General features: G+C 62.7%; 15 protein-coding genes and 1 pseudogene. 10 read left to right on the top strand and 6 right to left on the bottom strand.

Annotated elements, in window-relative coordinates; genetic code table 11:
- Complete coding sequence (locus tag A7317_RS03080; protein WP_041160831.1) at positions 1-537, top strand: NUDIX hydrolase; 537 nt, start codon at positions 1-3, stop codon at positions 535-537.
- Positions 538-636: 99 nt separating this feature from the next.
- Here A7317_RS03080 and A7317_RS31345 read toward each other — a convergent pair.
- Positions 637-726, bottom strand: a pseudogene (locus A7317_RS31345) (outer membrane lipoprotein carrier protein LolA); the annotation flags it as partial.
- Positions 727-852: 126 nt separating this feature from the next.
- On the opposite strand from A7317_RS31345, the gene A7317_RS03075 reads away from it, so the two are divergent.
- A complete protein-coding gene (locus A7317_RS03075) occupies positions 853-1,224 on the top strand; it encodes a translation initiation factor Sui1 (protein ID WP_017849660.1) in 372 nt (123 codons plus the stop codon).
- Between the two features lie 142 nt (positions 1,225-1,366).
- Complete coding sequence (gene speA, locus A7317_RS03070) at positions 1,367-3,280, top strand: arginine decarboxylase (RefSeq protein ID WP_024073176.1); 1,914 nt, start codon at positions 1,367-1,369, stop codon at positions 3,278-3,280.
- Between the two features lie 49 nt (positions 3,281-3,329).
- On the opposite strand, the gene A7317_RS03065 is transcribed toward speA, so the two are convergent.
- The gene (locus tag A7317_RS03065; protein ID WP_081329145.1) at positions 3,330-4,838 is read right to left on the bottom strand and encodes a M91 family zinc metallopeptidase; all 1,509 of its coding nucleotides are present in this window, start codon (positions 4,836-4,838) and stop codon (positions 3,330-3,332) included.
- 121 nt (positions 4,839-4,959) lie between these two features.
- Positions 4,960-6,303, bottom strand: a complete 1,344-nt coding sequence (locus A7317_RS03060) for an MATE family efflux transporter (RefSeq protein ID WP_069075186.1) — start codon at positions 6,301-6,303, stop codon at positions 4,960-4,962.
- A 153-nt stretch (positions 6,304-6,456) separates the two neighbouring features.
- Between A7317_RS03060 and A7317_RS03055 the strand changes: the two genes are divergently transcribed.
- Positions 6,457-11,358 (top strand): alpha-2-macroglobulin family protein, encoded by a 4,902-nt coding sequence (locus tag A7317_RS03055; RefSeq protein ID WP_069075185.1) that lies wholly within the window; start codon positions 6,457-6,459, stop codon positions 11,356-11,358.
- A gap of 183 nt (positions 11,359-11,541) precedes the next feature.
- Here A7317_RS03055 and A7317_RS03050 read toward each other — a convergent pair whose 3' ends face one another.
- The gene (locus A7317_RS03050; RefSeq protein WP_024073180.1) at positions 11,542-11,832 is read right to left on the bottom strand and encodes a hypothetical protein; all 291 of its coding nucleotides are present in this window, start codon (positions 11,830-11,832) and stop codon (positions 11,542-11,544) included.
- A 184-nt stretch (positions 11,833-12,016) separates the two neighbouring features.
- Between A7317_RS03050 and pbpC the strand changes: the two genes are divergently transcribed.
- From pbpC to A7317_RS03025, 5 genes are all read left to right on the top strand, one after another.
- Complete coding sequence (gene pbpC / locus A7317_RS03045; RefSeq protein ID WP_256335343.1) at positions 12,017-14,377, top strand: peptidoglycan glycosyltransferase PbpC; 2,361 nt, start codon at positions 12,017-12,019, stop codon at positions 14,375-14,377.
- Between the two features lie 109 nt (positions 14,378-14,486).
- Positions 14,487-14,795 (top strand): MazG-like family protein, encoded by a 309-nt coding sequence (locus A7317_RS03040; RefSeq protein WP_024073182.1) that lies wholly within the window; start codon positions 14,487-14,489, stop codon positions 14,793-14,795.
- Positions 14,788-15,537: a methyltransferase gene (locus A7317_RS03035; RefSeq protein WP_069075184.1), complete on the top strand. Its 750-nt coding sequence runs from the start codon at positions 14,788-14,790 to the stop codon at positions 15,535-15,537. Before A7317_RS03040 ends, A7317_RS03035 begins: the two co-directional genes overlap by 8 nt.
- A 24-nt stretch (positions 15,538-15,561) precedes the next feature.
- The gene (locus A7317_RS03030) at positions 15,562-16,164 is read left to right on the top strand and encodes a DUF4136 domain-containing protein (protein WP_069075183.1); all 603 of its coding nucleotides are present in this window, start codon (positions 15,562-15,564) and stop codon (positions 16,162-16,164) included.
- A gap of 44 nt (positions 16,165-16,208) precedes the next feature.
- Positions 16,209-16,766 carry a DUF4136 domain-containing protein gene (locus A7317_RS03025; RefSeq protein ID WP_024073185.1) on the top strand — a complete coding sequence of 186 codons (558 nt, stop codon included), beginning with the start codon at positions 16,209-16,211 and terminating at the stop codon, positions 16,764-16,766.
- Between the two features lie 24 nt (positions 16,767-16,790).
- Here A7317_RS03025 and A7317_RS03020 read toward each other — a convergent pair whose 3' ends face one another.
- Together A7317_RS03020 and A7317_RS03015 are read right to left on the bottom strand one after the other, a co-directional pair.
- A complete protein-coding gene (locus A7317_RS03020) occupies positions 16,791-17,639 on the bottom strand; it encodes a MaoC family dehydratase (RefSeq protein ID WP_069075182.1) in 849 nt (282 codons plus the stop codon).
- A 2-nt stretch (positions 17,640-17,641) separates the two neighbouring features.
- On the bottom strand, positions 17,642-18,994 hold the full coding sequence (locus A7317_RS03015) for a 3-oxoacyl-ACP reductase (protein ID WP_024073187.1): 1,353 nt from the start codon (positions 18,992-18,994) through the stop codon (positions 17,642-17,644).
- Between the two features lie 114 nt (positions 18,995-19,108).
- Here A7317_RS03015 and A7317_RS03010 point away from each other — a divergent pair, with 114 nt between their 5' ends.
- Positions 19,109-20,386 (top strand): acetyl-CoA C-acetyltransferase, encoded by a 1,278-nt coding sequence (locus tag A7317_RS03010; protein WP_069075181.1) that lies wholly within the window; start codon positions 19,109-19,111, stop codon positions 20,384-20,386.
- The last annotated feature ends 81 nt before the right edge of the window (positions 20,387-20,467 follow it).

The raw sequence follows: 20,467 nt of genomic DNA, 5'->3' as shown, positions 1-20,467 counted from the left end.
ATGGACGCAACTCAAAAGGAGGCCGCGCACCGTGCGGCCTCTGATGCCGAACTGATCTGCTGGGTCGACGAGCAGGACAATCTGCTCGGCCACCTCGTCAGGTCCGACCTTCGCCAGCGCGGCCTGATCGGCCGTTGCACCTTTATCTTCCTGTTCAATTCGGCCGATGAGTTGTGTGTGCATCGGCGCACCCTGAGCAAAGCCCTGTACCCCGGATTCTGGGACACGGCAGCGGGGGGCATGGTCGCGGCCGGTGAGTCCTATGCATTGTCGGCGGCTCGCGAGCTGGAGGAAGAGTTGGGCGTCAGCGGGGTAGCGTTGACCGAGCACGACCATTTCTACTTCGAAGATGGCGAGAGCCGCCTCTGGTGCAAATCCTACTCCGCCGTGTGGGACGGCCCGCTGCAATTGCAGCCCGAAGAAGTCATGGAAGCACGCTTTTTGCCGATTGAAACGGTCCTGCAGGAAGCGGAACAAAAGCCCTACTGCCCGGACGCCCAGGAGGGCTTGCGCCGCTATCTGGCCCTGCGTCGCTAAAGTTGTATAAATTGGCGCCATTTGGCTCTTAGCAAGTCGGCTTTTTGCCGTTACACTGCGCGACTTTTCACCCGAACCGCCATTGTTTCACCCTGGGATCACTGTAGGAGCGAGCTTGCTCGCGAAAAACTCAAGAGCGCCGCGTGCATTCAGAATGCCCGCGTCATCGTTGACGATTTTCGCGAGCAAGCTCGCTCCTACAGGTGGGGAGCGTGACCTTGGCGGGTCGGTAGCGCTGCCCCTGCCTGAGTGGGGCTTCGCGGTCGGTGGCGCCTGGCGCGCCGATCAGTCTTTGTCCTCCCAAGAGGATTGCCGGTGGCCAAAAAAGCCGCATCCTTCGCCGCCCTTGGTGGCCTGGTATTTTCCACCGACGCAGGTCGACACTGCCCGGACTGTCGTCAGCCCGTGGACGCGTGTACCTGTAAACAGACCCTGATCCCCGAAGGCGACGGCATTGCCCGCGTGCGCCGCGAGAGCAAAGGCCGTGGCGGCAAGACGGTGACCACCATCACCGGCGTGCCCCTGGCTGAAGACGCGCTCAAGGAGCTGGCTACCACGCTGAAGAAGCGTTGTGGAACCGGTGGCGCGTTGAAAGACGGCGTCATCGAAATCCAGGGCGATCACGTCGAGTTGCTGTTGGCCGAGTTGATCAAGCTCGGTTACAAGGCCAAGAAGTCCGGCGGCTGAAAGCCTCTTCGCAACCTGTGTCTAAACTCTGTCCTGCGAGTGGGGTCTACCTCCCTTACAGGCAAATCGTCATTTTCATTCTTTAGACTGCGCCTGCCTCCACGAGGGGCAGCGCCTTCGCCTTCATTTATAGGGGACTTCGATGTCCGTACGACGCACACGCAAAGACGATGGCAGCCAATGGACAGTTGCGGACAGCCGCAGTGTTTACGGGATTCGCCATTGGGGGGCCGGGTATTTCGCGATCAATGAAGCCGGTCGCGTTGAAGTCCGTCCGAACGGCCCGAACAGCACGCCGGTCGACCTGTACGAGCAAGTGGACGAACTGCGCAAAAGCGGCCTGTCGTTGCCGCTGCTGGTGCGTTTCCCCGACATTCTGCAAGATCGCGTGCGCCAGCTGACCGGTGCTTTCGATTCGAACATCGAACGCCTGGAATACCAGAGCAAATACACCGCGCTGTACCCGATCAAGGTCAACCAGCAGGAAGCGGTGATCGAAAACATCATCGCCACCCAGAACGTGTCCATCGGCCTGGAAGCCGGCTCCAAGCCGGAGCTGCTGGCCGTGCTGGCCCTGGCACCGAAGGGCGGCACCATTGTCTGCAACGGCTATAAAGACCGCGAGTTCATCCGCCTGGCGTTGATGGGCCAGAAGCTCGGCCACAACGTGTTCATCGTGATCGAGAAAGAATCCGAAGTTGAGCTGGTGATCGAAGAAGCCGCCAACCTCAAGGTCAAGCCACAGGTCGGCCTGCGCGTGCGCCTGTCGTCCCTGGCGTCGAGCAAGTGGGCCGACACCGGTGGCGAGAAGTCCAAGTTCGGTTTGTCCGCGGCGCAATTGTTGTCGGTGGTCGAGCGCTTCCGCGTGGCCGGCCTGGACCAGGGCATCCGCCTGCTGCACTTCCACATGGGTTCGCAGATCGCCAACCTGGCCGATTACCAGCACGGCTTCAAGGAAGCCATTCGTTACTACGGCGAACTGCGTAACCTCGGCCTGCCGGTGGACCATATCGACGTGGGCGGTGGCCTGGGCGTGGACTACGACGGTACTCACTCCCGTAACGCCAGCTCCATCAACTACGACATGGACGACTACGCCGGTGTGGTCGTGGGCATGCTCAAGGAATTCTGCGATGCGCAGAGCCTGCCGCACCCGAACATTTTCTCCGAAAGCGGCCGCTCCCTGACCGCCCACCACGCCATGCTGGTGGTGCAAGTCACTGACGTCGAGAAGCACAACGACGACGTACCGGTGATTGAGAACAAGGAAAACCTGCCGGAAACCGTGCAGTGGCTGGTGGACCTGCTCGGCCCGACCGACATCGAGATGGTCACCGAGACTTACTGGCGTGCCACCCACTACATGAGCGACGTGGCCAGCCAATACGCCGACGGCAAGCTGACCCTGGCCGAAAAAGCCTTGGCCGAGCAGTGCTACTTCGCCGTGTGCCGCCGCCTGCATAACTCGCTGAAAGCCCGCCAGCGCTCGCATCGCCAGGTGCTGGACGAACTCAACGACAAGCTGGCCGACAAGTACATCTGCAACTTCTCGGTGTTCCAGAGCCTGCCGGACACTTGGGCCATCGGCCAGGTATTGCCGATCCTGCCGCTGCACCGTCTTGACGAAGAACCGTTGCGTCGTGCCGTGCTGCAAGACTTGACCTGCGACTCCGATGGCAAGATCAAGCAATACGTCGACGAGCAGAGCATCGAGACCAGCCTGCCGGTGCACGCCTTGAACGATGGCGAGGACTACCTGCTGGGTATCTTCCTGGTCGGCGCCTACCAGGAAATCCTCGGTGACATGCACAACCTGTTCGGTGACACCGACTCGGTGAACATCTACCAGCGTGAAGACGGTTCGGTGTACAGCGCCGGTATCGAGACCCACGACACCATCGAAGACATGCTGCGCTACGTGCATTTGTCGCCGGAGGAACTGATGACGCATTACCGTGACAAGTGTGCGAGTGCGAAGATCAGTGCATCTGAGCGCACGCAGTTCCTCGATGCCTTGCGCCTGGGGCTGACGCGGTCTTCATACCTGTCTTCCTGACACCCATTGGTCTTTAACGGGGGGATTGGCAGCGTCTGCGGCTATCCTCCTAAACCATGTGTGGGGGCTCCTCCACGTCATATCGATCCCGCAGCGGTACGTTCATTTCTGCGCGCAGGGCGTTTTCGTTGAATGGCCAGGGGTTGGTTGTGATGGGAGGGGTCAGCGGGTTGTTGTCGTGATCGAAGGGTGGAAGGCCTACGGCTTGATACTCGAGGTTCTCCACTTGCAACTGCTGGCCCTGGTCCATGGCCGGGCTGCCATCTTTGTTAAATATCAGCGAAGTGCCTGGTATGAACCGCCCGGTGGCGCCGTCATAGGCATGACTCATCTCGTGGTACAGCGCAATCAAGGGCGATAGGGTAAAGGTCTTTTCGAAGTGATCGGGGTCAAAGGCTATCTTTGCATGTGTGGCGGGCGACCCGGCAACACCATCTTTTATATAGCCAAGCTCAGGCCGGTACTGGAATTTTTCATACTCCCCGTCAGGTATGTTGTCGCTGAACGCATTGGCGAATTGATAAGAGTTCAGCGCGATGAAGTCGGAGAGCATTATGGTCACCGGCCCGCCATTTTTCTCGGCAAGGCGGTCCATTTCCTGAAACATTTTCTGCCCCGCCGGCGACCCCCTGAGTTGCTCGAGATAGTCCTCTACCCGTTCAACGAATTCTGCGGGGCCCTCTATCTTGAAGCCTTGTTTGCCTGCGTTGGTGTATTCGACTGAGGCTGGTGTTACCTGTTCGGGGGCGTGGACCCTATCGGCTTTTTTGGCGTAGATCCGATCCTGAGTGTCGTAGGAGTGGACCGAATCCTGGCCCGCCCCGGTATAGATCGTGGTCTGGCGGTAGCCAACGAGTTTATCGTCGCCAAGTCCACCGTTTAAGATGCTTCTACCCGTCCCCGCATAGAGTTCGTCGTTACCCTGGTCGCCATTGAGGTACACCTGGCGCAGATCTGTCTTTTGTGCGGGGTAGCTGGCGTACAGCTTGTCATTGCCTTTGCCGCCCGATATCACGGCATTGCCGGCGCCTGCGATCATGATATCGTCGCCGTCGCCGTCACCGCCAAACGCCACGACATGGCCGGTTCCCAAACGTATGTAGTCGTTGCCTGTATCGCCGGTTACGCTGCCCACACGTCCATTCGCCACAATAAAATCGTCGCCGTCGCCACCGTGTATGTGCATTTCGATGTTGATCTGCTCGTCGACGTTAATACGGTCATTTCCTCCTGCAGTTTTGATTCTCAGCGAGTGCGCATCGTTATTGGCGGTCAGTGGGAGTTTGTAGTCTTTGCCATTTATACGTGCGTTGAGCTGGTGGTCTGCGCCTACGCTGATACTGACAATGTCGGCCTGGTCGTAGGTGGTAATCAGGACCCTGCAGATGTCCAGGACCTGCTCGCCTTTGGCATTCGTTTCATAGGTGGACAGGCTTCGGATCCTGGCGTTTCCATCGTCCGCCAGCACAGCGAAATGCTGAGTCTTGTCCGGTTTCGCCGGTGCTTCGGCGGGGGGAACAGAGAGGAGGGACGCCGGTGGCGTCGTAAGTATGTTCATTCAGGGGCGACCTTAATTCGGGGGGTTGGATGTCTAGCCACGCAGCTATCAAGTGCTCTGTGGTTTTTGTGTCCCGAAAATGTCAAGCCGCTTTGTAACAATCCAATGATGCCTACTGTGCTCAGGGGGGGCTGAGCCATCGGTCCTGATCGTTAAGTCGCCAGGCGATCGCCCATAACGTGAGGCTGCGCAGTGCCATGAACAGCAGAAACGTGATCCAAAGCCCGTGATTGCCCAACCCCTGCAACGCCCAGGCAACGGGCAACACCAATATCACGGTCAGCAACATCCCGTTGCGCATCTCCCGCGCCCGTGTGGCGCCGATAAACAGGCCATCGAGCAAATAACTCCACACCGCAATCAACGGCAGTAGCGCCAGGTAAGGCAAGTAGATGTCGGCGGTTTCGCGCACGCTGGGAATGTCGGTTTGCATGGCGATAAACAGGTGGCCGGCGAAGGTGAACAGCAGGGCGAAACCGACGCTGGCGATCAGTGACCAACCGCCCGCGACCACCATTGAGCGCCGCAACGATTGGCGATCGCGGGCGCCGATGGCGTGGCCGCACAGGGCTTCGACCGCGTGGGCCAGGCCGTCCAACGCATGAGCAGTGAGCAACAGGCCGTTCAGCAGCAGCGCATTGGCCGCCACCGTGGCATCCCCCAGGCGGGCGCCTTGTACCGTGATCATGAAAAACACCGACTGCAACGCCAGGCTGCGGATAAAGATGTCGCGGTTCACCGCCAGCAGCGGGCGCCAGCTTTGCCACCGCTTGAGCGCGGTCCAGGCAATATGCCCAGGATAGGCACGCAGGGCTTTTTGCGTCAGGGCCAGGCCGAGCAGCGCACCGGTCCATTCGGCGATCACCGAGGCGCGGGCGGAGCCGACTACGCCCCAGTCCAAGCCAAGGACGAACCACAGGTTGAGGGCTATGTTGACCAGGTTGGTGGTCAGCAAAATTGCCAACGGCGCCCGCGCGTTCTGCGTGCCGAGGAACCAGCCGACCAGGGCATAGCTGGCCAACGCGGCGGGCAGGCCGAACAGGCGGGTATGGAAGAATTCGCGGGTCAGTTGATTGAGTTCGGGGGAGGGCTGCATCCATTCCAGGGCCAGGTGGCTCAGCGGAATACCCACTGTGCCGAGCAACATCGCCAGGCCCAGCGCCAACAGCAAACCTTGCAACAGGATTTGCCGCAACGCCGCCCCGTCATTGCGCCCGGCGGCCTGGGCGGCGAAACCGGTGGAGCCCATGCGCAGAAAACCCATGGCCCAGGCCAGGAAGGTATACAGGCTGGCCCCGACCGCGACGGCACCCAGTTGGTGGGCATGGGGCAGGTGGCCGATGACCATGCTGTCGACCAGGGCCACCAGCGGTACCGAGATGTTCGACAGAATCATCGGCGCGGCCAGGGCCCAGACCCGGCGATGGGTGGGGCGGTGGCGCCAGTCGGTCAGTAGGGTGGGCATGCAGGCTCCTTGGTGGAGCGGCATTGTAACCGTCCCCTCGACCCGCCGCAGAACCAAACCACCCTCCGTCGGTCAATGTGACCAGCGCCACATCGGCTTGGCCGGCGCTGATATATAGTTCACCCCTCGGTTCCCTCTGACTACGAGTGCCCCATGCTTAACAAAGGACTGTTCCTGGCTTGCGCGCTGGCCCTGCTGAGCGCCTGTGATTCTTCCGATAAACCGGTTGCGCCGAGCGCACCTGCGGCGGCAACCAGCGTGGCGCCGAAACCGGCCAAGGCGGCGGTGGATGTGGCGGCGTTGAAGCAGCGCTATGCCGGTCGCGAGTTGAGCGTGGTGGACGTGTCCGAGGTGCAGTTGGACGGGGCCAGCACCTTGTCGGTGAGCTTTTCCATTCCGTTGGATCCGGAGCAGAAGTTTGCCGACAAACTCCATCTGGTAGACAGCAAGTCCGGCAAGGTCGACGGCGCCTGGGAACTGTCGGATAACCTGATGGAATTGCGACTGCGCCACTTGGAGCCGCAGCGCAAGTTGGTGCTGACGATTGATCCCGGCGTGCGCGCGGTGAATAACAACCTGCTGCCCGCCGAGTACAGTGCTCGCCTGGAAACACGCGACCTGCAAGCCACTGTCGGCTTCGCCAGCCGCGGCACGTTGTTGCCGACGCGCCTGGCCGAGGGCCTGCCGGTGATCGCGTTGAACGTCGACAAGATCGACGTTGAATTTTTCCGTATCAAGCCCGAATCCCTGCCGTCGTTCCTGGCGCAGTGGGGGCGCAACACCAGCCTGCAAAGCTATGAATCGCGTGAACTGCTGCCGATGGCCGACCTGGTCTACGGTGGGCGTTTCGACCTGAACCCTGCCCGCAATACCCGCGAAACCCTGTTGTTGCCGATTGCCGGTCTCAAGCAATTGCAACAGCCGGGGGTTTACCTGGCGGTCATGCGCGCGTCGGGCACCTACAACTATTCGCAACCGGCCACGCTGTTTACCTTGAGTGATATCGGCTTGTCGGTGCACCGCTACGCCAATCGCCTGGATGTGTTTACCCAGGCTCTGGAAGGCGGCAAGGCACTGGATGGCGTGGACCTCGAGGTGCTCGATGCCGACGGCCGTGTGCTGGGCCAGGGCAAGACCGAGAAGGGCGGCCACGCCGAGTTGCCGTTGCCGAAAAAGGCCCAGGTACTGCTGGCCAAGCAGGGCGAGCAGACCAGTCTGTTGCGCCTCGACAGCGCGGCGTTGGACCTGGCGGAGTTCGACATTGGCGGCCAACCCGCACACCCGCTGCAATTCTTTGTGTTTGGCCCGCGTGACCTGTATCGCCCCGGCGAAACCGTGTTGCTCAATGCGCTGTTGCGCGACAAGGACGGCAACGCCGTCAAGCCGCAACCGGTGAGCGTCGAAGTGCGCCGCCCGGATGAGCAGGTCAGCCGTAAGTTCGTGTGGGATGCCGACGCCTCCGGCCTGTATCAATACTCACTGCAACTGGCCGGCGAAGCGCCGACCGGGCGCTGGCAATTGGTGTTCGACCTGGGTGACGGCAAGCCGCAGTTGTATGAGTTCCTTGTCGAAGACTTCCTGCCCGAGCGCCTGGCGCTGGAGCTCAAGGGCAGCGACAGCGCGTTGAGCCCGGCCGATAACCCGGTGATCCACGTCAACGGCCGCTATCTGTATGGCGCCCCGGCGTCAGGCAATCGGGTCAGCGGGCAAGTGTATGTACGGCCGCTGCGCGAAGCGGTGAAGTCGCTGCCCGGCTACCAGTTCGGCTCCGTCACCGAAGAGGAGCTGAGCCAGGATTTCGAGCTGGACGAAAGCGTGCTCGACGCCAAGGGCCAGGAGGCCCTGACCCTGGAAAGCAAATGGGCCGAGGCCAAATCGCCGCTGCAACTGATCGTGCAAGCCAGCTTGCAGGAGTCGGGCGGGCGGCCGATTACCCGGCGCCTGGTGCAGCCGATCTGGCCGGCCGAGCAACTGCCGGGCCTGCGCGGGCTGTTTGACGGCAAGGAAACCAATGGCGATGGCCCGGTGGAATTCGAGGTGCTGGTGGCCAACCAGGAGGGCCAGAAACTCGCCGCGCAAAACCTCAAGGTGCGCCTGGTACGCGAGCGCCGCGACTATTACTGGAACTACTCGGACAGCGACGGCTGGAGCTATCACTACAACGAAAAATTCCTCAACCTCGACGAACAGACCCTCGACATCAAGGCCGGCGACACCGCCAAGGTCAGCTTCCAGGTGGAGTGGGGCCCGTACCGTGTCGAGGTCGAAGACCCGCAGACCGGGCTGGTCAGCAGCCTGCGCTTCTGGGCCGGCTACCAGGCCCAGGACAACACCGAAGGCGGCGCCGTGCGCCCTGACCAAGTGAAGCTGGCGCTGGATAAGCCGGCCTATGGCGACGGTGATACCGCTAACGTCACCGTGACTCCGCCGGCCGCTGGCAAAGGTTACCTGTTGGTGGAATCCAGCGAAGGGCCGTTGTGGTGGCAGGAAATCGATGTCCCCGCCGAGGGCAAAAGCTTCGCGGTGAAGCTTGACCCGAAATGGTCGCGCCATGATCTGTATGTGAGCGCCCTGGTGATTCGTCCCGGCGAGCGCAAGGCCAATATCACCCCCAAACGCGCGGTGGGCCTGCTTCACCTGCCGCTGGATCGCACCCAGCGCAAACTCGGCCTGACCCTCACCGCCCCGGAAAAAATGCGCCCCAAGCAGGCGCTGACGGTGAAAATCGCCGCCAGGAATGCCGACGGCAGCGTGCCCAAACAGGTGCATGTGCTGCTGGCGGCGGTGGACGTGGGCATTCTCAATATCACCGAATACCCCACGCCCGACCCGTACTCCAGCCTGTTCGGTCGCAAGGCCTATGGTGTGGACCAATTTGACATCTATGGCCAGTTGATCGAAGCCGGCCAGGGCCGTCTGGCCAGCCTGGCGTTCGGGGGTGACGCGGCGTTGGCCAAGGGTGGCAAGCGCCCGGACACCAGTGTGACCATCGTCGCCCTCCAGAGCGCGCCAGTGACGTTGAACGAGCAGGGCGAGGGCGAAGTCAGCGTCAATATCCCCGATTTCAACGGTGAGCTGCGCCTGATGGCCCAGGCCTGGAGCGACGACCGCTACGGCATGGCCGAAGGCAAGACCGTGATCGCCGCACCGCTGATTGCCGAATTGTCGGCCCCGCGTTTCCTCGCCGGGGGAGATGAAACCACCCTGGCGCTGGACCTCTCCAACCTGTCGGGCAAGGCGCAGAAGCTTGATGTGCAACTGACCGCCGAAGGGCAGTTGGAATTGGTCAACGCGGGGGCTCAAACCGTCGAGCTCAAGCAAGGCCAGCGCACCACCTTGCGGATCCCGGTGAAAGCCTGGGGCGGCTTGGGGCAAGGCAAGGTCAAGGTCAGCGTGAATGGCCTGGACCTGCCGGGCGAAAACCTGCCGCCGTTCAGTCGTGAATGGACCTTGGGCGTACGTCCGGCGTACCCGGCGCTGCTCAAGCATTACCGCGCCGTCCTCAAGGATCAGCCGTGGAGCCTGCCGTCGGGCGCGCTGGATCAGTTCGATGCATCGGGGCGCCAGGCATTGCTCAGCCTGTCGAGCCGACCACCGTTGAACCTCGGCGCGCAGATCAGTGCGCTCAAGGCTTACCCTTATGGTTGCCTCGAACAAACCGCCAGCGGCCTTTACCCATCGCTGTATGCCGACGACGCCTTGCTCAAGCGCCTGGGCGTCAAGGGCGAGCCGGATGCCGCGCGCAAACGCAAGATCGAACTGGGTATCGAACGCCTGCTGGGCATGCAGCGCTACAACGGCAGCTTCGGTTTGTGGGGCGCCGATGGCGAAGAAGAATATTGGCTGACCGCCTATGTCACCGACTTCCTGCTGCGCGCCCGCGACCAGGGTTTTGCCGTGCCACCCGAAGCGCTGAAAAAAGCCAGTGAGCGTCTGCTGCGCTACGTGCAGGAACGCAACCTGATCGAAGTCGACTACAGCGACAACGCCGACCACACCCGCTTTGCCGTGCAGGCATATGCGGGCATGGTCCTGGCGCGCAGCCAACAGGCGCCATTGGGCGCGTTGCGCAGCATCTTCGAGCGGCGCAGCGATGCACGGTCCGGCTTGCCGCTGGTGCAATTGGCCATCGCCTTGCAGAAAATGGGCGACCAGCCGCGTGCCGATCAGGCGCTGCTGGCCGGCTTGGCGGCGCAACGCAATGCCAATGAGTGGCTGGCCGACTACGGCAGCCCGTTGCGTGACCAGGCGATGATCCTGGCCTTGCTGGAAGAAAATGATCTGGCCAAGGGCAAGCGTGAGGAGCGCTTGTTCACCCTGTCGGATCAACTGGCCGCCAGCCCGTACCTGTCGACCCAGGAGCGTAATTCCCTGTTCCTGGCCGGCCGCCTGGGCTTTGCCCAGCCGGAGGCCAACTGGCAGGTATCGCTCACCGGCAGTGGTGGCGTGCATGAGTTGAACAATCAGCAGTCGACGCTTGAGCTGGATGGCAAACAGTTGTCCAGCGACCTGAGCCTGAGCAATCAGGGCCAGGCGCCGGTGTACCAGCAGTTGACGATTTCCGGTTATCCACAGGTGCCACCGGCCGCAGGCGGCGACAACCTGAGCATCCGCCGTGAATACCTGGGCATGAACGGGCAGCCGCTGAACCTGCGTAATGTGAACAGCGGCGATCTGGTGCTGGTGCATGTGGCGGTGAGCGCCAAGCAACGGGTGCCGGATGCGTTGGTCGTGGACTTGCTGCCCGCGGGCCTGGAGCTGGAGAACCAGAACCTCGCGCAGAGTGCGGCGAGCCTGGAGAACGCCAGCAGCCAGGTGAAGGAGTGGCGTGAGTCGATGCAGAACGCGTCGCTCAAACATCAGGAGTTTCGTGATGACCGCTATGTGGCGGCGATCAACCTGGACGGCTCTGGCACCACGCATTTGCTGTATCTGGCGCGGGCGGTGACGCCAGGCACCTACCGCGTGCCGCCGCCGCAGGTGGAGTCGATGTATCGACCGAACTGGCAGGCGGTGGGTGAGACACCGGCGGATCTGGTGATCAAGGGGCGCTGATAGCCCCGCTTGGTATAAGCCCTTTTTGTAGGAGCGAGCTTGCTCGCGAAAAACTCACAGGCGCCGCGTTCATTCAGGACACACGCGTTATCGTTGACGTTTTTCGCGAGCAAGAACTAGGCGTCCCCCTCGCTCCTACAGAAGCCGATGTACGCTTGCAGGGGAATGGCTGCACGCTCGGGGTTAGTGGACGACCCAGCTGAGCAGCCACAGGCCGAGCATCAACCAGATGACGCCGACGATGATCGAGGCCCGCATAAAGGCGCGCACGGCCGAATACAAAAAGAGCAGGCCGACGATCAAGGTGATGATGCTGATGATCGAGGTGTCCATGCCCAATGCCCGGGACAGGCCTTCGACAAAATCGCCACCGGCGTTGGACAGCATATTGAACAGCCCGCTGAAGAACTCGACGATGTAATGGATGATCAAGCCCAGGGTGTGACCCAGCCATCCGAAAAAGTCTGCTTGCATAGGTGCGTCTCGATGAAGGAGTGGACAAAATTGCCAGGACTGAGCCTTTGGTCGTGCCTGGGGGCGGCTAGTTCCCTGAAGCATAGAGGTTTGCGGGGTTGAATTTGCGATTAATCTCCCATGGGGATGCGCCGACGAATGTGGGAGGGGGCTTGCTCCCGATGGCGGTGGGTCTGTGACCGCTATACCCAATGGCTCGCCGCCCTCGCGAACAAGCCGCCTTAAACGGGTACTGCGGTGGGCGTTGGGCGCTGTATTGCTGCTGGTTGCGCTACTGTGGCTGGCTGATCGCATCTGGCCTTTGCCCTTGCCCAAGGATGACCTGGCGCGCGTGGTGCTGGCTGAGGATGGCACGCCATTGTGGCGGTTTGCCGATGCCAATGGGGTGTGGCGTTATCCGGTGCAGACCAGCGAAGTATCGCCGTATTACCTCGATGCGTTACTCACCTATGAAGACCGTTGGTTCTACCAGCACCCCGGTATCAACCCGCTGGCACTGGCGCGCGCCACCTGGCAGAACCTGACCGGCGCGCGGGTAGTATCGGGCGGCAGCACCTTGTCGATGCAGGTCGCGCGCTTGCTGGACCCGCATTCGCGCACCTTCTACGGCAAGCTGCGCCAGCTATGGCGTACGGCGCAGTTGGAATGGCACCTGTCCAAGGAAGAAATTCTCAACCTGTACCTGAACCGCGCGCCGTTTGGCGGCACCTTGCAGGGCGTGGCGGCGGCCAGTTGGGCGTACCTGGGCAAGTCGCCGGCGCAACTGACCCATGCCGAAGCCGCTTTGCTCGCCGTACTGCCCCAGGCGCCAAGCCGCCTGCGCCCGGACCGTCATCCCCAACGCGCCCAGCACGCGCGGGACAAAGTGCTGCGCCGGCTTGCCGAGTTCCAGGTTTGGCCGCCCTCGGCGGTCGATGAAGCCCTTGAAGAACCGCTGCTGCTGGCGCCCCGCCTGGAGCCGAGCCTGGCCCCCTTGCTCGCCCGCCGCCTGAACCGCCCCGACAGCCCGCCGCTGATCCGCACCACCCTGGACGCCACCCTGCAACGTCGCCTTGAAGACCTGCTGCTGGGCTGGCGCGCACGTTTGCCGGAGCACACCTCGGCCGCGATCCTGGTGGTGGAGGAAGAGACCATGGCCGTGCGCGCCTACCTGGGCTCGGTGGATATCAACGACGCCAGGCGCTTTGGCCATGTGGACATGATCAGCGCGTTGCGATCGCCAGGCTCCACCTTGAAACCGTTCCTGTATGGCATGGCCCTGGATGAAGGGTTGATTCATTCCGAATCCCTGTTGCAAGACGTACCCCGGCGTTATGGCGATTACCGGCCGGGCAACTTCTCGATGGGTTTTACCGGTGCGGTGCCGGCAAGCACGGCGCTGTCCAGTTCGCTGAACCTGCCGGCGGTGCAACTGCTGGAAGCCTACGGGCCCAAGCGCTTTGCCGCGCAGATGCGCATAGGCGGTATACCGTTGGCGTTGCCTGCATTGGCCGAGCCGAACCTGGCGCTGATCCTGGGGGGCGCGGGTAGCCGTCTGGAAGACCTGGTCAGTGGCTACAGCGCGTTCGCCCGGGACGGCAGGAGCGCCACGATCCGCTTGCAGCCGGACGATGTGCTGAGGGAGCGGCCAATGCTATCGCCCGGTGCCGCCTGGATTGTACGGCGCATCCTCAGCGGCCAGGCGCGGCCCGACCGCGACCCGCGCGCCGAGCTGGTGCAACGGCCGGTGCTGGCCTGGAAAACCGGCACCAGCTACGGTTTCCGCGATGCCTGGGCGATCGGTGTGGGCCCGCGTTACTTGATCGGCGTGTGGATCGGCCGACCGGACGGCACCCCGGTGCCTGGCCAGTTCGGCTTGGCATCGGCCGCGCCGTTGATGTTGCAGGTGCACGATGTGCTGACTAACCGCGACAGTCAGCGCGGGATCACTGCGCCGGTTAAGGCGGTGCCGGCCAATGTCGGCGTGGCGGCCATCTGTTGGCCGCTGGGCCAGCCCATGAGCCGCAGTGATCCCAATTGCCGGCGCCAGCGCTTCGCCTGGACCCTGGACAACACCACGCCGCCAACCTTGCAGGCGCTGGATCAACCGCTGAGCGTGGGCTTGAAGGAAACCGTGTGGGTCAACGCCAAGGGCTTGCGGGTCGATGCCCATTGCCCAGGGGCGTTCGCCAAAGACATCGCCCTATGGCCCGCGCCGTTGGAACCCTGGCTACCCAGGGCCGAGCGGCGCGAAGCGCGTATCCCTGCAGCCGACCCGGATTGCCCGCCGCCGGCATTGGCCGCGTCTTCGCCGCTGTCGATTGTCGGCGTGCGCGAGGGCGATCAACTGCGCCTGCCCGCCGCCAGCCAACAGGCCCTGCGCCTGAAAATCTCCGCCTTGGGCGGCAGCGGCCGACGCTGGTGGTTCCTCAATGGCGCGCCGCTGGGCGACAGTGCCAACCAGGACAGCATCAACGCCAGTTTCGAGCAGTTGGGCCGCTACCAGCTCAGCGTGCTTGATGAAGCCGGCCAGACAGCCCGGATCGAGTTCAGTGTCGTCGACTAGGCGCTTATTGGGGGCAAGTGCCCCCGATGGCGTCTTTAAGAACACCCCCCGCTATTCACTTGCCTTCAAGGCCCATCCCCCCGAAGCTATACCCCTTCAGGAGCCTTTCATGAATATCGAACACCTCACCGAACGCTTGCACCGCATCCGCGATACCAATGCCTGGAAGCCGTTCCACAGCCCGAAAAACCTGGCCATGGCGGCCAGCGTCGAAATGGCCGAACTGGTGGAAATCTTCCAGTGGCTCACCGAAGACCAATCCCGCCAGTTGCCAGCCGACAAGCTTGCCCATGCCGGGCAGGAAGTCGGCGATATCGTCCTGTACCTGTTGTTGCTGTGCAGCGAACTGGGCCTGGACATGGACCAGGTCGTACGCGCCAAACTGGCCGACAGCGAACGGCGGTTCGCCCATGACTGATCGTCATTTCGACCAGTTGGCCACGCGCTTCGCCGAGAAGATCTACGGCGGTGCCAAGGGCGCGATTCGCCTTGCCGTATTGCAGGCTGACCTCAGCGAAGCCTTGCCGGACCGGCCCCTGCGCGTGCTGGATATCGGCGCCGGCCTGGGGCATATGTCGCTGTGGCTGGCCGAACGCGGCCACCAGGTGACCCTGGCCGAGCCCGCCGAACCCATGCTCGAGGGCGCGCGCCAACGCTTTGCCGACGCGGGGCAGAGCGCGACCTTTATCCAGGCACCCTGGCAAGACCTGCTCGGCCAACTCACCGAGCCCTATGACCTGGTGCTCTGCCACGCTGTGCTGGAGTGGCTGGCCGAACCCCATGCGATCCTGCCGGTGCTGCACCAGCTGACCGCGCCCGATGGCCTGTTGTCGCTGGCGTTCTATAACCGCGATGCGCTGATTTATCGCAACCTGCTCAAAGGCCACTTCCGCAAGATGCGCAAGAACGACATGGCCGGCGAAAAGCAGAGCCTTACGCCCCAGCAACCCCTGGATCCAAGGGCGTTAGCGGCGCAACTCGAAGGGCTTTGGCAGGTCGAAAGCCAAAGTGGTGTGCGGGTGTTCCACGACTATATGCCGGTGGAATTCCAGGCCCGTGCGGATTTGCAGGACTTGCTGGAAATGGAACTTGCTCACCGTCGTCACCCAAGCTTTGCCGGACTTGGGCGTTATTTGCACTGGATTTGCCGTCCGGTTTAAGCGGCCCAGTCTGCGGAGGTCGAAATGCGTCGTCTCTGTTTAATCGTGTTGTCACTCGGGTTGGGCGCTTGCTCCAGCCCCAATCCCTATGTCGCTGCGTCGGCCCCGATGCCACCGGCGCCGGCCCAGGCGGCGAACACCTTCGATGCCAGCGCTTATCCGGCGCCGGTGCGCGACTACGGCGCCTACCGCAACTGGGCGTGGCGCAACGGCCAGTTGCCGGCGGGGACGGCCTGGGCGGACTCGGCACAGGTGGCCGAGGCGGTCAGTGGAGCGTTGGACCAGCGCGGCTTGCGGCCCCTGCATGACAATCGCCCGCCGGACCTGCTGGTCAGCGCCGACGTGCACCTGGAGAAGCGCCTCAAGCAAGTCCAGGATGACTATGGCTACGGTTACGGTGGTTATAACCGTTATGGCAATGGCTACGGCATGTACAACTCGGTGCCGATCGTGCGCACCTACGAGGTGCAGGTCGTGGTGGTCCGGGTCAATCTGTTCGACGCCCGCAGCGGCCAGCCGGTATGGAGCGCCAGCGCGGAAACGGGCAGCCAGGGCAGCCTCAGCGAGCGGGGAGACGCGTTGCGCCAGGCCGTGCAAAAGGCAATGAGCGCCTATCCGCCCAGTTAACAGCTATTCTCATTAAAGTGCAGGTCGCGCCTTGGAGAACCACCATGTTCCGTCGTATCGCTACGCTCGCTGTTGTACTGCTGCTGGGCGGTTGCCAGACCAACCAGGTCAATCACGATTTTGACGCCAGTCGAGACTTCGGTGCCTATCGCAACTGGGCCTGGAAAGACCCGGCCCTGCAGTACCGCCCCGATGATCCACGGATCAAAAGTGACCTGACGGAACAACGTATCCGCCAGGCGGTGGGCGAACAACTTGACCAGCGCGGCTTGCGCCCCGCCGCACCAGGCACCAGGGCTGACCTGAACGTACAGGCATACCTGATCGTCGAAGACCGTCAGCAACAGGTCACCACCAACTACGGTGGGGCCTGGGGCGGTCCATGGAACGGTTACTGGGGCGGCCCGATGTACAACGAAACGCGCAACATCACCTACAAGGTGGCGACGATCCAGATCGACCTGCTCGATGGCAAGGACGGCAAGCTTGTGTGGCGGGGCAGTGACGAACAGATGATGGCCAACTCGCCTGAACCCCAGGATCGCAGCCACGCCATCCGCACCACCGTCACCAAGATCCTCTCCAACTACCCCCCGCACTGACCGATCCGGCGTCGGCACATGTCGTCAGGCAATCGGTCGCCACGTGCCGACCATATGTTCAATATCGCCCGCGCCTTTGAGTAACAACTCGCCACTGGAACCGGCAGCGCTGGCATACAAACGCACTTCACTGGGCAGGCGCACCGGTTTCTTGAACTCGACCTGGATGTCGATATTGGCGGCGGGCAGGTGTTCGGTGAGGGCGGCGAGGGTGCGTGCCTTGTTCCACAGCCCGTGCGCAATGGCTTGGGGGAAGCCGAAGAGTTTGGCGGTCAGGGCGCTCAAGTGGATCGGGTTGTAGTCGCCGGAAACCCGCGCATAGCGCCGTCCGATATCGGCAGGGGCTTTCCAGTGCGTCAGCTCACTGACTTGGCTGGGCGCTGGCAAGGTGTCGTCTGCCGCTTCGCCTTCGAGTTTTACACCGCGGCAGAGCATGCGGCTTTCCGCTTCCCAGAGCAGGCCGAGGGCGTCTTCGATGCGGGTGACCAGGTCAAAGGTTGCGCCCTTGGCGTGGGGCTTGAGGTTCTGGGTGTGCACGCTGAGGGTCAGGTCACTGATGGCGCCCAGGGGCCGATGGATTCGGATGCGATTGCTCAGGTGGATCAAACCCAGCAGTGGGAACGGAAATGCCTTGTCCGTCAGCAGTTGCATCTGCAGGCCGAACGCCAGGATGTGCGGATACGTCGCCGGCAGGATGGGGCTGTCGGCAAAACCGCACACCGTGCGATACGCCGCCACGTGCTGGGGATTGACGTTCACCCGGCAGCGCAAGCCCTGCTCGGGCAAGCGACTGCCGCTGATCTTGCGCTTGAGTGCCGCGCGCCAGTACAGCGGTGGAAGAAACGGCGTGTTGCCCAAGGTTCGCCATTGCATGCTTATGCTCCCAGAAGACTTTGCCCGCACACCCGCAGTGCCTGGCCGCTGACTGCTCCGGAACCCGGCTGGCCGAGCCACGCCACCGCTTCGGCGACGTCCTGGGGCAAGCCACCCTGGCCCAGCGAGCTCATGCGCCGTCCGGCCTCGCGCAGGGCGAAGGGGATATGCGCGGTCATCTGGGTTTCGATAAAGCCCGGTGCCACGGCATTGATGCTGATCCCGCGTTCCTTCAGCAGCGGTGCCCACGCTTCGGCCAGCCCGATCAGCCCGGCCTTGCTCGCGGCATAATTGGTTTGCCCACGGTTGCCGGCGATACCGCTGATGGAGGCCAGCAGCACCACGCGAGCGTTGTCGTGCAGGGTGCCGCTGTCGAGTAGGGCCTTGGTCAGCACCTGCGGCGCATTGAGGTTGACCGCCAGCACGGCGTCCCAGTACTCCGGGGTCATGTTGGCCAGGGTTTTGTCGCGGGTGATACCGGCGTTGTGCACCAGGATGTCGAGGCCCGCCGGCAGGTGTTCGATCAATTGGGCGGCGGCATCTTCGGCGCAGATATCCAGCACGAGGGTGCGCGCACCCAGGCGCGCGGCCAGGGCTTCGAGGTCGGCTTTCGCCTGGGGAACGTCGAGCAGGATCACTTCGGCGCCATCGCGGGCCAGGGTTTCGGCGATGGAAGCGCCAATGCCCCGGGCGGCGCCGGTGACCAGTGCCTTGCGCCCGGCCAGCGGGCGCGTCCAGTCCTCCACCGGTGTGGCGCAGGCTTGCAGGCGAATCACCTGGCCGCAGATATAGGCGCTCTTGGGCGAGAGGAAGAACCGCAGGGCGCCTTCGAGCTGGTCTTCGGCACCGTCGCCGACGTACAGCAACTGCAACACGCCGCCGTTGCGCAGTTCCTTGGCCAGAGAGCGGCTGAAGCCTTCCACGGCGCGCTGTGCGCTGGCGGCGAATGGGTCGCTGAGGCTTTCCGGGGCGCGGCCGAGGATCACCAGGTGGGCGCTGTGATCGAGGTTTTTCAGCAATGGCTGGAAGAACTCGCGCAGTTGCTTGAGCTGGTCGGTGTGCTGCAAGTCGCTGGCATCGAACACCACGGCTTTGATTTTGGGGCCATGCCCGGGAATCCAGGTCGTTGCTTCCAGCGGCTCGGGGCCATAGTGGTAGGTGGCATCGGTGAGTTTGTTGGCAAATGCAAGCACCTTGGCCGCCAGCGCGCCGCCGCCCAGCAACAGTGCGCCTTCGACCGGGCGCAGGCGCCCGGCTTGCCAGCGCTCCAGACGTACCGGTGACGGCAAGCCAATGGCGGCGACCAGGCGATGGCCGAGGCTTGAGTTGGCGAAGTCGATATAACGGTCAGACATGGAACGCTCTCCGAAGGCTGGGGTTCAAAGGGTTGACCACCCCGGGGCGGCAGTCGTTCGATTGAGCCTAGGCTAGTCTGAGAGACTTACCCCACAACCGACAGGGAGCTTTCCATGACTCAATTGCGCCGTGTAGCGATCATTGGCGGTAATCGCATTCCTTTCGCCCGCTCCAATGGCCCTTATGCCACGGCGAGCAACCAGGCGATGCTGACCGCGGCCCTGGAGGGCCTGATCGAACGCTACAACCTGCACGGCCTGCGTTTGGGCGAGGTGGCCGCCGGGGCGGTGCTCAAGCATTCCCGTGACTTCAACCTGACCCGCGAATGCGTGCTCGGTTCGCGCCTGTCGCCGCAAACCCCGGCCTACGACATCCAGCAGGCCTGCGGCACCGGGCTTGAAGCCGCGTTGCTGGTGGCCAACAAGATCGCTTTGGGCCAGATCGAGTGCGGGATTGCCGGCGGGGTGGACACCACGTCCGATGCCCCCATCGGCGTGAATGAAGGGCTGCGCCAGATTCTGCTGCAAGCCAATCGCAGCAAAACCTTGGCGGATAGACTAAAAGTCCTGTTACAACTTCGTCCCCATCACCTCAAGCCGGAACTGCCGCGCAATGGCGAACCACGCACCGGTTTGTCCATGGGCCAACACTGCGAGTTGATGGCGCAAACCTGGCAGATTCCCCGTGCAGAACAGGAACAGCTGGCCCTGGAAAGCCACCAGAAAATGGCTGCGGCCTATGCCGAGGGCTGGCACAACGATTTGCTGACACCGTTTCTCGGCCTGACCCGTGACAACAATCTGCGCCCCGACTTGACCCTGGAAAAACTCGCTGCGCTCAAGCCTGCCTTCGAACGCAGCGAGAAAGGTACGCTCACTGCCGGCAATTCCACGCCGCTGACCGACGGCGCCTCCCTGGTGCTGCTCGGCAGCGAAGCCTGGGCTCGGGAGCGCGGTTTGCCGATCCTGGCGTACCTGCGCGATGGCGAAGCGGCGGCGGTGGATTTCGTCAACGGTGCCGAGGGCCTGTTGATGGCGCCGGTGTACGCCGTGCCGCGTTTGCTGGCGAGGAACGGCCTGACGCTGCAGGACTTCGATTACTACGAGATTCACGAAGCGTTCGCGGCCCAGGTGTTGTGCACGCTCAAGGCGTGGGAGGATGCGGACTACTGCAAGACACGCCTCGGGCTGGATGCGCCGCTGGGGTCTATCGACCGCAGCCGGCTCAACGTCAAGGGCAGTTCGCTGGCAGCCGGGCACCCGTTTGCTGCCACGGGTGGGCGTATCGTCGCCAACCTGGCCAAGCTGCTGGATGCCGCGGGCAAGGGACGCGGGCTGATTTCGATCTGCGCCGCCGGTGGGCAAGGTGTGACGGCAATCATCGAACGTTGATTGCGCCGGAAATTGGCATATTGGATGCATTCTTAAACGGTCAAAGGTCGGTAGCCCCTCCCCGAGGCGAGTGGATTGCCG

It is taken from the genome of Pseudomonas fluorescens, assembly GCF_001708445.1.
In the GTDB taxonomy this organism is placed as follows: domain Bacteria; phylum Pseudomonadota; class Gammaproteobacteria; order Pseudomonadales; family Pseudomonadaceae; genus Aquipseudomonas; species Aquipseudomonas gorinensis.
The sequence above is the reverse complement of the archived record's forward strand: the minus strand, read 5'-3'. Positions and strand labels throughout refer to the sequence as shown.